The organism is Pseudomonas sp. B22(2017), assembly GCF_002113105.1.
Classification (GTDB): domain Bacteria; phylum Pseudomonadota; class Gammaproteobacteria; order Pseudomonadales; family Pseudomonadaceae; genus Aquipseudomonas; species Aquipseudomonas asiatica.
Map to the genome: position 1 here is coordinate 69,835 of NZ_NEJN01000014.1, position 13,689 is coordinate 83,523.

Here is a 13,689-nt window from a genome sequence, read left to right on the forward strand (position 1 = left end):
AGCCTTCAGGCATCGAGGACGTCCGCTTGCCGGGTAAGGCTCAGCAGTAGCCCGGCTTCCACCTCCTGCTGTGCCTCGGTCAAGGCTTTCGTAGCCCTGACATAGGCTTGCTCATTGAGAGGAACCCGACGTAGCGTGCCGTTTTCGTCCAGTGCAGGGTCAGGCATTTCCGGGGCCAATGCACGTAATATCGCGTCGTCCAGGTGCGTGACCGGCTCCTGAGTTTCATCCAGGCAATAGAACAGGTAATCGAGGCCCGGGCGCCAGAAGTCGGTAATGGCTTCGAACTGGCTGGCATAATGGCGCTTGAGGTAGTCAGCCCAGACCGGCTGTTTGCTCGTCCACTGCTGTCGGGTGGTGGAATCGGCATCGAGTTCGAGCACGGCAGCCCGGACGTTGTCGACGATTTGCTGGTTTATGTTGGCGAAATGGCGATAAATCATGCCGCTGCTAGGTTCGGGGAAATCGAGCTCTTCGGCCAAGGACTGGCGCAGTGCCAGGCGAACTTCGATATCGTCGACCCGTTCTCTGGCCAGGACCGCATCAGGGATTGCCGCAGGGACATCCAGCACGTCAAGGTCCGGTAACTGACCGGCATCTCCACCTAGCGCCGCCCTGCGCACGATGCGATGCGTGCTGATGCGGTCCGCCAGTTCGTTGACTTTTTCGCGACGATACAGCTTGCGGTAAAGGTCGAGCAGCGGCTTGGCCGTGTCCCGTGCCCGCCCTGAGGCCTGGCTGGCCAGCAACTCCACTTCCAGGGCGCTGAATGCATCTGCGCCGGCATCACCGCAAGTGGGTGGGAAGGTATGCGCCACCTCGTTCAACCGCTCGCGCAGCGCTGTATCCTCGTGGGCCTGCTTCAACAGTGCCCACACTCGGGCACGCAGGCCATCCGGATCCCTTCGCGCTACCAAGGAGTAGGTCAGGGGCTCCAATACCGCTTGCAGGTCGCCATTGTCGTTCTGGTCGAACAGGTCGGACCACAGCTGCTTTTGAGGGTCTGTCGCGACATTGCGCCAGAACCCTTGCCACTCCTGTCTTTCGGGCGTGTGCTCGAAGATACTGACGCCGCTGGCTCCCAGGCGCCTGGCCGACTCGGTCTCCAGATCGTTGTAGTTGAAGAGCCAGCGGCGCTCGGGCAAGCGGGCGGCGACGTCCCGCGCATAGGGGCTGCGCAGGATACCTTCGAGGTCTGGAACATGGTGAATACGGTTGGATGAGAGGTCCAGGTAGCGCAACTGGTACTGTGGCTGATTCATCAACGTGGTCAGGCCACTAGGAAATGCCTGCAACTGAGCATTGGATAGGTTCAGGCGCTGCAGCCGCGCCATGTAGCGTACATCAGGCGCGTGCTGCAGCGGGTTGAAGTCCAGGTCCAGTTGCTGCGGATGGATCATGTCCTGAAAGCGCGTGGAGAGGTTTTCATCGAGCGTGATGCGATTGTGCCCCAGCCTCAGGACATCCAATGGCCGGCCGCAGAGGAAAGTCAATGTCGCTTCATCCAGTGTCAGCTGGTTGCGGCGCAAATTCAGTTGGCGCAGGTCTGGCATCGCCGCCAGCACACGTTGTGCGGTGGGTGAGAGGGTAGTAAGGGTGTTGTTGGTCAGATCCAGCGTGCGCAGCCTGGGCACCGATTCAAGTGCCTCGAACAGTGCTTGCGCGTCGATTGTACGGTTGTTGGTCACTTCCAGCACTTGCAGGTTGGGGAAGCGTGACAGGAACGCCCTGTCCAGTCGTTGCAGTTGCAGCTCGTCCAGCTTGAGTTCACGGATGTGGGGCAGGCTGGCTGTGATCGCTGGCAACTCGCCTAACTGCATTCGCTCCAGCACGAGTGTGCCCAGGTTGCCGGGACCCTCCCGTCGCCAGGCGGCTTTGAGGCGGTCGGCGCATTGTTGTCGCTCGAAGCGCTGGCTGATGTTGCGTGCGGTCAGGTACCACGTTTCCAGATAGCGTTTCAGATCTTGCCACTCTGCCTGCAGTTGCCGCACTGCCGTGCCCAGGTCACCGGTCTGGCTCAGTTCGGCTCTCAAGGCGCTGATCTCGTTGCTGTTCAGTGAGGGGAAAAGTGACTTGAGCCGGCGTGTCGCGGCGCTTTCGCCGAAAGGGCCTGCTCCTCGGCCACTGAGCGGGTAACCGATTCGCCCATGTGCCAGGCGCATGGGTGAGCGAAAACCAGGCCTGATTGGCTGCTGGCCGAGCAGCACCGCGCAGCCCGAGCGGTCGGCGAGGGCGCTGGCGAACAGCTCGGCTTCACTCGCCTGCGGCTGTTCGGCTACCAATGCATCACGCAGCAGTTGGCTGTCGGCATTGGCCAGGTCTGCTCGGTACAGGCCGGTCAAGGCACGATCGAGGCGGGCACGAGCTTGCAGGTAGCGGGCTTCTTCAGCCACGCGCAAGGGCACGCGCCCGTTCTTCAGGCGTTCGCGTTCGGTGCTGTCGGCATTCGCGACGAGTTCTTCCAGGGCATTGTCAGGCAAACCGGGGAACTGGCGGCCCAAGGTCTGCGCTTCGTCGCCAAGCGGTGCGCGATGGCTTTCCAGCATGCTCGCGAAGACTTCGCGACGACGTGCTGACAGGCGGTTGGCCAATAGCTCGTTAAGGGCGCCCGGGCGCTGCTCTACTGGCGTATCGGGTAGTAGCTGCTCTATGACATCTTCATCCATCCCCGCCAGGACAATCTTGCTCAGTTCGCCATCGTCAAGCTCTTCGCGGCCGATCTCGATCTGCAGCGTGTCGGCTTTTGGCTCCGCACCGAAGTAGACTGCGTCCCCCCACTTTTCGGCACCGGTGAAGACCTTCAGCCTGTAGTTCGCGGGCCAGCCAGGCAGCTGTACCAGTTCCGGCAGCGCGAAGTTCATATGTGCAGCCAAAGGCTGGCCATGACGTACTCGGGTGATGATGCCCTCCACGTCGTCAGCCAGTCGCAGGCGCAGCAAGGTATCGGCCAGCAGAGCCGGCGGCTGCGAGCCGGTGACCTGGCTGCGACGCAAGGTGTCTGCGTCGACTTCGGTAATGCGCAATGCGGCAAGTTGCTCCGATGCATCCAGCCCCTGGCCGAACCGGCCCAGCCCCTCGAGCAACTGCGCATCGTCCCATTCGAGCGGGTTGTCGTGGGCCAACTGCCAGCGCTGGTCGCCGAGGTAGCGCAAGGCCGGAGTGTAGGCATCGGGGGCGTCCGGGTGGCGCACATGCCACTGTCCGTCGGTTTCGAACACCTCATACAGTTTGCCTTGAAGCCAAACGTGGGTTTTGCCATCGATGATGTAGAGCCCTTGGGCATTTTTCTGCACACCCACCGGCAACGAGCTCGAAGTGCTGTAAGGGCCCATGTCTGGGTGCCAAAGCCGTTCGCGGCCACCTTTCCAGACGCTTTCCAGCGCATCGACGAACCCTGATGCCTTGACCGCGCCGCTGCCGACGGCAAAACCGGCGATCACGGCGGCATTGATGGCCAGTGACTCGAGTTGTTGCAGCGCTTCCTGGGTATCGCCTTCTTCCCAGGCTTCGAACCCGGTGAATACCGAATCCATGAGGTCGTAGGCAAATACTCCAAGCATCGCGGCATCCAGCCCAGGCACGAAGAAGGCGGCCACGTTCAGTACGTTCATGCCTGCGTCCAGCCAGTGCTGCAGCCGTACCTTGCGTGCCTTGGCGTCGGCATCTGCGGTCGGTACTGCGATCGTTCTGGCATTCGCCTTGATGCGGCGCTTGTGGTCCCTGTAAAGCACTTGCCAGATGGGAAAGGCCAGGCGGGTTCGCTTGAAGTGCAGCTCAGGCTTGTCCTTGGGTTTGCGCGTGGAGGTGCCATGCTCGAACAGGGCATTTTCGAGCTTGCGGCTGAGCTCGATCTGGTTGTCCTGGTCAGCGAAGCTGATCAAGTGCTGGCGAAACGTGGTTTGCAGCAGGCGTTGACGCATGAGCGAGCCGGCCTTTTGCAAGGAAGCAAACTCCCTCACCGGGTGTTCGGAATCGTGGGGAATGTAGAGCATGCAGGGGTTGGTCTGGTCGGCTTCATCAGGGCCTATCAGCAGTACGCCATGAAGCGGGATGCCGAACAGGCTGAAGCGCCAGCAGCGAAGCTTGTGTTCGCCGTAACGCGGCGTGCTTTCGTTGTCGCATAGCTGTACCAGAGCATTGTGGCCTTTGAGCGTCAACAGGCCCTTGAGGTAGGCGATCATTGCCTCGGTTTTCAGTGCCTGCTGGCTTGCATCGATCCACTGCTGTTCGATCGCGGCCTTTCTGGAGCCTTCATAAATGCCCTGCAGGTGGTCTTGATACTGCTGGCCGAGGTCCAGGCTTCGGCAAAGGTTCACGAACGCTTCGGGCTCGAGCCCTGGAAGTGAGGCGTCGTCGTCCGGGCCAAGGGTCAGGGTGTCGAACGGGCCCACTTCGTCGGTTCCTTCGAAATTGTGCAGGGCGGCCTCCAGCAGCGTGCGCTTCTGTGGTGACCCTTCGGGGCGCTTGATGTACGTATCGTCACCGCCGAGTGAGAAATCGAGGCCGGGGACATTCACCAGCGTGGTGTACACCTTGAACGGCTGGTGCAGGTACTGGGCCTTGTCCGCTTTGACATCCGGGCCCAACCGGCTCTCGAGCAAAGGCTTGCAGAATTCGCTGATCTGCCTGAAGTCTTCGAGCAAGGCCCGCAGAGCTTTGAACTCGGCATCGCGGGCGCTGATCAGCTGCCGTAAACGCGCCTTGTCTTCATCGCTGGCTGCGGTGTACCAGGCGTAAGGCGAACCGTTTTCGTCGAGGTAGTCCTTGCGGATGCTCTGTACGACGCGGCGGGTATGGTCAGGGTGCATCGTTCGGCACCAGTCAGGCAGGTTACGGACAATCTGGGCCTGATGGAAAGGCATGGGTGTGCTGGGCATGCTGAAGTCTCCGTGGTCGATGGAGGGGCCAGTCGACAGGTTTCGCCTCGGCATGCGGTGGTATTTAGTTGAATGCACAGGTCGGTCCTGTGCACGAGAGCGTCGGTAGGGGAGCAGCGCGGGCAGGGTTGTTGGGAGATGGTGAAGCAAGGCATGGGGTAGGCATGTCGTGTGGATGACGCCGGCACGTGGGGTATGGGCCGGCGTCATGTGATGCCTGGCCATGGGCCGGCGTTCTATCAGGGAGAACTACGATGCATTCGCTGTGCAGTCCCAAGGATCACCTGCTGGACCTCGACGGCATTGAAATAGCGGTACGCACCTGGGGGGCGGAGGACGGCATCCCGGTGCTGGCTCTGCATGGCTGGCTGGACAATGCCGCCTCGTTCGAACGCCTGGCACCGATGCTCGACGGCTGCTTCGTGGTCGCCCCCGACCTGGTTGGCCACGGCCGCTCGGACCATCGCCGCCACGACAGTGGCTACTACCTGTGGGAACATGCCGAGGACATGCTGGCAGTGACCGACAGCCTGGGCCTGTCGCAATTCCATGTGCTGGCCCATGGCATGGGTACCGGGGTGGCATCGCTGCTGGCGGCCATGACCAGCGGTATTGCCAGCATGACCTTCCTCGACGGCATGGGCGCACCGTTCACGGTGGCCGAGGATGACCGCGTGCAGCACCTGGCCCGGGCCTACCGGCTCAAGCGCATGGTGCAGCGCAGCCAGCTGCAGGGTTTTGCCGAGCCGGACGTCGACCGTTTCGAGGACCTGGACACGGCGTTGGAACAACGCCGCGAGCGCCTGGACACCGAGCTGTCGGAAGAGGCAGCACGGCTGCTGGCGCTGCGTGACCTGCTGCAACTGGGCGAGGGCTATTGCTGGCGCCACGACCCACGCCTGGTGCTGCCCGAACCCATGCCGCTGACCGAGCGCGAAGCCTGCGACCTGCTCAGCCAGATCCGTTGCCCGTTGTACCTGCTGTTCGGGCGCCAGGGGGCATTCACCGGCGAAGCCTTTACCCGGCGCCAGGCGGCCTTGCCCAGCCAGGCGAAGATCTCCTGGCATCCGGGCGGGCACCACTTCCACCTGGATGCGCCGGACCGGGCGCTGGTCGATCAACTGCTGCGCATCCTCACCCGCCATGAAGGGGGCGTTCTGCAACGGTTGGTAAACGAATAACTGCATATGGTCATGCCATGCGCACGTGGGCTATGGTGGCGAATCTCATCGGGCTTGCGTGATCCCTTGTGGGAGGTTGTCCAGCTCTTTGGGCTGCGCTGTCGCGCAGATAACAGATATCGCTCGCTTGGTGCGTCCTTTGTAGGAGCAGCCTTGTGCTGCGAAGAGGCCGGTAAAGTCAACAGACAAGCATTGTCAGTACCGACCTCTATGCAGCACAAGGCTGCTCCTACAGGCCCCTGGCAAACCAATGAGCCAAAGCGGGAACGCCCGCTCCCACAGGAATCCAGCGGCCACAAGGAGCCTTGGCATGCGACCATTCGTCATCAAGCACATCGACCACCTCGTCCTGCGGGTCAGCGACCTGAAGCGCAGTGTCGCCTTCTACACCGAACTGCTCGGCTGCACGGTCAGCCGCGTGCGCGACGACCTGGGCATGGTCCACCTGGCCACGGGCACGGCGATGATCGACCTGGTGACCCTGGATGGTCCCCTGGGCCAGCCAGGTGGTGCGGCGCCGGGGGCCGAGGGGCGCAACCTGCACCATTTCTGCCTGCGCATCGAGCCGTTCGACGAGGCGGCACTTACGGCATACCTGCAAGCTGCAGGGGTTAAAGTCGAACCTGCCGAAAAACGCTATGGCGCCGAAGGCGAGGGGCTGTCGCTGTACTGCTACGACCCCGATGGCAACCAGGTCGAGCTGAAAGGGCCGGTATTGGCAACGGAGGCTCCATGAGCAACCTGCACACCCGCGAGCGGTAGGGATTGCGCAAGGTTCAGGTGGATATCCCGGCAAAGCCTATTATGCTTCATTTACCTTGCTGCGATCCGAGGCGGCCAGCCTCGTCGTGCTTCGCATATCCAAAGCAAGTCCCCCAGGGCCTGGGTGCGACGGTGAAAAAAATATGAGGTGCTCCCGGCCTGCATGACGACAAGACGGAGGCACCCCATGGCGGTTCTCGACAGCACATCCACGGGCAGCGCGCCCCAACGCGGTATCACCCGGGAGGAGCGCAAGGTCATCTTCGCCTCGTCCCTGGGCACGGTATTCGAATGGTACGACTTCTACCTTTACGGCTCTCTGGCGGCGATCATCGCCAAGCACTTCTTTGCCGGGGTCAATGAAACCACCTCGTTCATCTTCGCCTTGCTGGCCTTTGCCGCCGGCTTTGCCGTGCGGCCATTCGGCGCCATCGTGTTCGGTCGCCTGGGCGACATGATCGGGCGCAAGTACACCTTCCTCATCACCATCGTCATCATGGGCTTGTCCACCGCTGTGGTGGGCCTGTTGCCCAGCTATGCCACGATCGGCGTGGCAGCGCCAATCATCCTCATCAGCCTGCGCCTGCTGCAGGGCCTGGCACTGGGTGGCGAGTACGGCGGTGCGGCCACCTACGTGGCCGAACATGCACCCAAGGGCCGGCGCGGCTTTTTCACCGCCTGGATCCAGACCACGGCCACCCTGGGGCTGTTCCTCTCGCTGCTGGTGATCATGGCCTGCCGCACGGCCATGGGTAACGAGGTGTTCGAGGCCTGGGGCTGGCGAGTGCCATTCCTGCTGTCGATACTGCTGCTGGCGATTTCGGTGTACATCCGCATGCAACTCAACGAGTCGCCGGTGTTCATGAAGATGAAGGCCGAGGGCAAGGCGTCCAAGGCGCCACTGACCGAGTCGTTCGCCCGCTGGGACAACCTCAAGGTGGTGGTCATGGCGCTGCTCGGTGGCACCGCCGGCCAGGCCGTGGTGTGGTACACCGGGCAGTTCTATGCGCTGTTCTTCCTGTTGCAGATGCTCAAGATCGAGCCGCAGACCGCCAACCTGCTGATTGCCGGTTCGCTATTGATCGGCACACCGTTCTTCATCTTCTTCGGCAGCCTGTCCGACCGCATCGGCCGCAAGAAAATCATCATGGCCGGTTGCATCATCGCCGCGCTGACCTACTTCCCGATCTTCAAGGCACTGACCCAGTACGGCAACCCGGACGTGTTCGTCGCCCAGGAGCAGAACCCGGTGGTGGTGATGGCAGACCCTGCCCAGTGCGCGTTCCAGTTCGACCCGGTGGGCAAGGCCAAATTCACCAGTTCGTGCGATATCGCCAAGAGCCTGCTGGCCAAGCGGGCCATCCCCTATACCAACGAAGCGGCAGAACCTGGCAGCGTGGCGCAGATCCGCATTGGTGAACGGGTGCTGCCAAGCTTTGATGGACGCAGCCTGGCGGCAGCGGACTTCAAGGCACAGAGCGATGCCTTTACCGCGACCTTGACCGGGGCGTTGAAGGAAGCCGGCTACCCGGAAAAGGCCGACCCGGCGAAGATCCACTACCCGATGGTGCTGTTGCTGCTGACCATTCTGGTGATCTACGTGACCATGGTCTACGGGCCGATCGCGGCCTGGCTGGTGGAGCTGTTCCCGGCACGCATCCGTTACACCTCGATGTCGCTGCCTTACCACATCGGCAACGGCTGGTTCGGCGGCTTCCTGCCGACCGTGGCGTTTGCCATGGTGGCGGCGACCGGGGATATCTATTACGGCTTGTGGTACCCGATCGTGATTGCAGTGATGACGGCGGTGCTGGGGATCTTCTTCCTGCCGGAGACCAAGGACCGCGATATCAACCACACTTGAAGGTTGAGGCTGACTGTACCGGCCTCTTCGCGGGCAAGCCCGCGAAGAGGCCGGCACAGTCAACCCATCAGTCGAAATACCCACGCAACCCAAAGGCATACCCGGTATCCACCCCAGCAGCCTCGCCGCGGCTCCAGCGCTTCTTCAACACGAACTCGAACGCTGGCTCGTACAGCCCGTCCCGCACCAGTGCACCCGCCAGCACCTCCACGTCATACCAGCCATTGTCCAGCTCGATGATCGGCCGCCCCGGCACCTGGTAACGCGCCATCAGGTCACCCAGTGTCTTGGGCGTGAAGTGCTGCAGGATGCGCCAGGTGTACAGCATCAGCGCACCGTGCTCGACCTGCAGCACATAACCATTGCGGCGGTGCTTCAGGCGGCTGCCGGGTTCACGCAGGGCCGGGGTATGGTTGTCCAGGGTGAACAGGATGCGGTAGGGCAGGTTATCGACCCCGGCCAGTGGCAGCACGACCCCTTCGCGCACGGCTTGGTCGCCGCTGTCGCCGTGGGTGAAGGCATGGGCAAGGTCGTCGGGCAATTCATGTTGTTGCTTGAAGCGCTCGAGCAACTGGATATCGCCGAGCAGAAAGTAGTCGACCAGGTCGTTGAGCACTTCGCTGAATTCGTGGCGCATCTGTTTTCCTTGTTGGTGCGCGTGAGGGCAATGGCAAATGTAGCACTTCAGATTGGCTTCAGATTGCCCCCTGATACTGCCCCCAACACCTGACTTGAAAGGGGGACCGCCATGACTCAGGCAGACAGCGCCAGCCTGTTTCCACTGGCTATCGGCAGCCACGGCGAGCGCCTTGCCCGCATGACGCTGAAACGCTCGGGGGAGCCCGGGCGCGACGAGCTGGAACAGTTCATTCACGCCCGCTTTGCCTGCGCGCACCACGCCGACGTGCAGCACTACCTGCCCGAACTGCTCGGCCTGCATGACAGCCACGGGCGCCTGATGGCCGCCGCCGGCATACGCCTGGCCAGCAGTGGGCCGACCTTCCTCGAGCGTTATCTGGATGAGCCGCTGGAAGCGGCCGTGACCCGGCTGTCTGGCAGCTCGGTGAGCCGTGCACAGCTGGTCGAAGTGGGCAACCTGGCCGCGCTCAGCGCCGGCAGCGCGCGGATCATGATCATTGCCGTGACCTGGTTGCTGGCTGCCCGCGGTTTGCAGTGGGTGGCCTTCACCGGTGCCGCGACCCTGGTCAACAGCTTTCATCGCCTGGGCCTGGTGCCGACGGCGCTGGCCGTGGCCGACCCTGGCCGGCTGAACGGCGATGCCGACAGTTGGGGCAGTTACTACGCGCAGCACCCGCAAGTGTTCGTCGGCAACATCGGCTACGGCCATGCAGCCCTGGCCCGCGGCGGCGTTTTCGAGCGGCTCGGCTTGCCCGCGAGCGTGCAGGAGGCCGGCCATGCCGCGTGAATGCCAGCTGTTCAGGGTAGTGTTGCAACTGCATGCCCGCCACCGAGGGGCGCAACCGGCGTTGCTGGGCCTTGGCGGGCCGTTCACCTATCAACAATTGCTGGACGAGGTCGAGCAACGCCAGGCCTGGCTGAGCGCGCAGCCACCAGGCACTTTCGCTCTGGCCCTGGAGAACGGTCCCGAGGCGCTGTTCTGGGACCTGGCGGCGCTGTTCGCGGCGCGCCCCATCGTTATTCTGCCGGCGTTCTTCAGCAGCGCCCAGCGCCGCCACTGCCTGGCACAGAGCGGGGCGGTGCTGGCGCTGGCCGACGAGGCCTTCGCTGACGACTTGCACGCCAGCGGCTTCACTGCCGGTGAGCGCTTCTGGAGCCGGCAGCCGCCAGCGGCCGCACCCTTGCCACCGGGTACCGCGAAGATTACCTACACCTCCGGCAGTACCGGTGCACCCAAGGGCGTATGCCTGAGCGCCGAGGCCATGCTGCGGGTAGCGCGTGAGCTGGAGGCTGCCAGCCGGCCCACGGCGCCAGGCAAGTACCTGGCGGTATTGCCTCTGGCGGTGCTGCTGGAAAACCTGGGCCTGTACGCGGCCCTGCTGGCCGGGGCGAGCATTGCCCTGTATCCGCAGGCGCAACTGGGTTTTCGCGGTGCCAGCCAGGTCGACTTCAAGCAATTGCTGGGCGCCATCGCCTTGAGTGGTGCCGAAAGCCTGATCCTGGTGCCGCAACTGCTGCTTGGGCTGGTCACTGCCATCGAGCGCGGCCTGATGCGGGTCGGCCCGTTGCGCTTCGTGGCGGTGGGCGGCGCGCGGGTGGCGCCGAGCCTGCTGGCCCGGGCCCAGGCCATCGGGCTACCGGTGTTCGAGGGCTATGGCTTGTCCGAATGCGCTTCGGTGGTATGCCTCAACCGCCCCGGGGCGCATCGTGCGGGCAGTGTCGGGCGGCCGCTGCCGCATGTGCAGGTGCGCATTGCCGAAGATGGCGAAGTGCAGGTGGCCGGTTCGGCGTTGCTCGGCTACCTGGGCGAACCACCCTTCAGCGAGCCGTGGTTGTCGACCGGTGACCTGGGCCACTTCGACAGCGACGGCTTCCTGTACCTGGCCGGGCGCAAGAAGCACCAGTACAGCACCAGCTTCGGGCGCAACGTCAACCCCGAATGGGTCGAGGCCGAACTGACCCAGGGCGGGGTGATCGCCCAGGCGTTCGTCCACGGCGAAGGCCTGGCATACAACCTGGCGTTGATCTGGCCGCTGGACCCGCAGGCTGACGACCACACCCTGGAACAGGCCATCCGCCAGGCCAATGCCGGCCTGCCGGACTATGCCCGGGTGCATGCCTGGCGGCGTCTGCCCGAACCTTTGAGTGCCGCCGGGCAAACCCTGACCGCCAACGGCCGGCCACGCCGCGAACAGATCCTGCGGTGTTACCAGTCCCTGTTATCCGACCTTCAATGATCTACGAGGTTTGCCATGCTTTTCTTCGACATGCTGCAGCAGGAAACCGCCGACGAGCGTACGGCATTGTTCAGTGTCCCGGTCATCCGCGACGCGCTGGCCGGCAAGGCCAGCCTCGAGGCCTATGTGGCCTTTCTCACCCAGGCCTACCACCACGTGCGGCACACCGTGCCATTGATGATGGCCTGCGGGGCCCGTTTGCCGGCGCGGCTGGAGTGGCTGCGCGGCGCAGTGTGCGAGTACATCGACGAGGAGTACGGCCATGAGCGCTGGATTCTCGATGACATCGCCGCCTGCGGTGGCGACCCGCACCAGGTGGCCGGCGGCCGGCCGGCATTGCCCATCGAGCTGATGGTGGCATTTCTCTACGACCAGATTGCCCGTGGCAACCCGGTCGGGCTGTTCGGTATGGTCAACGTGCTCGAAGGCACCAGCATTGCCCTCGCCACCCAGGCAGCCGGTACCCTGCAGAGCAGCCTCGGCCTGCCGGACAAGGCGTTCAGCTACCTGAGTTCCCACGGCGCCCTGGACCAGGACCACATGGCCACCTACCGTGGCCTGATGAACCGTCTGGACCAGCCCGAAGACCAGCAGGCGGTAATCCACGCTGCCAAAGTGGTGTATCGCCTGTATACCGCCATGTTCGAAGGGCTGCCGCGTACCGCGCAGCAGGAGGTAAAGCATGCGCTTGCCTGATTGCGTGGCGGTGCTCACCGGTGCCAGCGGTGGTATTGGCCTGGAGTTGGCGGCCCAGCTATGCAGTGCCGGTGCTCGCGTACTGGCGGTCAGCCGGCAGCAGGGCAAGCTGACCGAACTGATGGCGCGCTACCCCGGGCAATTGCGCTGGCAGCAGGCCGACCTGCGCTGCGCCGAAGGCCGCCGTGACGTGCTGGAGGCAGCGCGGGCGATGGGTAGTTGCAACCTGTTGATCAACGCCGCCGGGGTCAACCGCTTCGCCTTGCTCGAACAGATGGACGAGGCCGCCCTCGACGAGTTGTTCGACCTCAACATCAAGGCCGCCGTGCAGCTCACCCGCCTGTGCCTGCCGCTACTGCGCGCCCAGCCCAGTGCGCTGGTGGTGAACGTGGGGTCGATCTATGGCTCCATCGGCTACCCAGGCTATGCCACCTACTGCGCCAGCAAGTTTGCCTTGCGCGGGTTCTCCGAGGCATTGCGCCGCGAGCTTGCCGACACCTCGGTGAACGTGCTGTATGCCGCACCGCGCACTACCCGCACGACGATGAACAGTAGCGCCGCGCAGGCCCTTAATCAGGCGTTGAAGGTAGGCGTCGATGACCCGCAGGATGTCGCCCGGGCGGTGCTCGACGCGGTACAGGCCGAGCGCAGCGAACTGTACCTGGGTTGGCCGGAGAAACTCTTCGTGCGCCTTAACGGCATGCTGCCAGGCGTGGTCGACCGCGCCCTGCGCAAGCAATTGCCGCTGATCCGTCGCTACAGCAACTGGCACAGCAAGGAGTCGAGCAAATGAAACGTCTGATACTGGCCAGCCTGCTGGCCATCGCCCCGTTCACCTGGGCCCTCGACCAGACCGGTACCCAGCAACTCAACGCCATCCAGCAGCGCTGGGCGGTGGTTCGCTATAACCTGCCCGAAGCCCAGCGTGCCGGGGCATTCGAGGCCCTGGCGGCACAGTCGGCGGCGTTGGTGCGCCAGCATCCGGGCTCGGCCGAGCCGCTGATCTGGGACGGCATCGTCAACAGCAGCTGGGCCGGCGCCACCGGTGGGCTGGGCGCGTTGGGCAAGGTCAAGGCCGCCCGCGCCAGCCTGGAAAAGGCCCTGGCCATGGACCCCAAGGCGCTGCAAGGCTCGGCCTACACCAGCCTGGGCGCGCTGTACGACCAGGTGCCCGGCTGGCCATTGAGCTTCGGCGACCAGGCCAAGGCCGAGGCCATGCTGCGCCAGGCGCTGGCGATCAACCCGGACGGTATCGACAGCAACTATTTCTGGGCCGACCACCTGTACCGGCAAAACCGCTACGACGAAGCCCGCGCCGCCCTGCAAAAGGCGTTGCAGGCACCGCCCCGGCCCGGGAGAGAGTTGGCCGACCAGGGCCGGCGTGGTGAAATCGATGCTTTACTCAAAGCGATCAAGGACAAACAGGATTAAGC

The 13,689-nt window shown here is 63.6% G+C and carries 10 protein-coding genes; 8 read left to right on the forward strand and 2 right to left on the reverse strand.

Annotated elements, in window-relative coordinates:
- Window positions 1–5: 5 nt before the first annotated feature.
- Window positions 6–4,877: an NEL-type E3 ubiquitin ligase domain-containing protein gene (locus CAG18_RS22555; protein WP_371807320.1), complete on the reverse strand. Its 4,872-nt coding sequence runs from the start codon at window positions 4,875–4,877 to the stop codon at window positions 6–8.
- Window positions 4,878–5,131: 254 nt separating this feature from the next.
- Here CAG18_RS22555 and CAG18_RS22560 point away from each other — a divergent pair, with 254 nt between their 5' ends.
- The 3 genes from CAG18_RS22560 to CAG18_RS22570 all read left to right on the forward strand — a co-directional run bounded on the left by CAG18_RS22560 (window position 5,132) and on the right by CAG18_RS22570 (window position 8,684).
- Window positions 5,132–6,058: an alpha/beta fold hydrolase gene (locus CAG18_RS22560; RefSeq protein ID WP_061550948.1), complete on the forward strand. Its 927-nt coding sequence runs from the start codon at window positions 5,132–5,134 to the stop codon at window positions 6,056–6,058.
- 310 nt (window positions 6,059–6,368) lie between these two features.
- Window positions 6,369–6,794: a VOC family protein gene (locus tag CAG18_RS22565; protein ID WP_085721584.1), complete on the forward strand. Its 426-nt coding sequence runs from the start codon at window positions 6,369–6,371 to the stop codon at window positions 6,792–6,794.
- 213 nt (window positions 6,795–7,007) lie between these two features.
- Window positions 7,008–8,684, forward strand: coding sequence for an MFS transporter (locus CAG18_RS22570; protein ID WP_013972077.1), 1,677 nt, complete (start codon window positions 7,008–7,010; stop codon window positions 8,682–8,684).
- A gap of 67 nt (window positions 8,685–8,751) precedes the next feature.
- Here the strand turns inward: CAG18_RS22570 and CAG18_RS22575 are convergent, their stop codons facing one another.
- Complete coding sequence (locus CAG18_RS22575) at window positions 8,752–9,321, reverse strand: hypothetical protein (RefSeq protein WP_013972078.1); 570 nt, start codon at window positions 9,319–9,321, stop codon at window positions 8,752–8,754.
- 111 nt (window positions 9,322–9,432) lie between these two features.
- On the opposite strand from CAG18_RS22575, the gene CAG18_RS22580 reads away from it, so the two are divergent.
- Genes CAG18_RS22580 through CAG18_RS22600 form a run of 5 tightly spaced genes read left to right on the forward strand, consistent with a single transcriptional unit; the run spans window position 9,433 to window position 13,687 of the window.
- A complete protein-coding gene (locus CAG18_RS22580; protein WP_015269965.1) occupies window positions 9,433–10,110 on the forward strand; it encodes a thermostable hemolysin in 678 nt (225 codons plus the stop codon).
- A complete protein-coding gene (locus tag CAG18_RS22585; RefSeq protein ID WP_085721585.1) occupies window positions 10,100–11,560 on the forward strand; it encodes an AMP-binding protein in 1,461 nt (486 codons plus the stop codon). The genes CAG18_RS22580 and CAG18_RS22585 overlap by 11 nt, the downstream gene beginning before the upstream one ends.
- Before the next feature lie 15 nt (window positions 11,561–11,575).
- Window positions 11,576–12,256, forward strand: a complete 681-nt coding sequence (locus tag CAG18_RS22590) for a TenA family transcriptional regulator (RefSeq protein WP_023663323.1) — start codon at window positions 11,576–11,578, stop codon at window positions 12,254–12,256.
- Window positions 12,243–13,049, forward strand: a complete 807-nt coding sequence (locus CAG18_RS22595) for an SDR family oxidoreductase (protein WP_013972081.1) — start codon at window positions 12,243–12,245, stop codon at window positions 13,047–13,049. The genes CAG18_RS22590 and CAG18_RS22595 overlap by 14 nt, the downstream gene beginning before the upstream one ends.
- Entirely contained in the window at window positions 13,046–13,687 is a 642-nt protein-coding gene (locus tag CAG18_RS22600; protein ID WP_015269968.1) for a tetratricopeptide repeat protein, read from the forward strand. Before CAG18_RS22595 ends, CAG18_RS22600 begins: the two co-directional genes overlap by 4 nt.
- The last annotated feature ends 2 nt before the right edge of the window (window positions 13,688–13,689 follow it).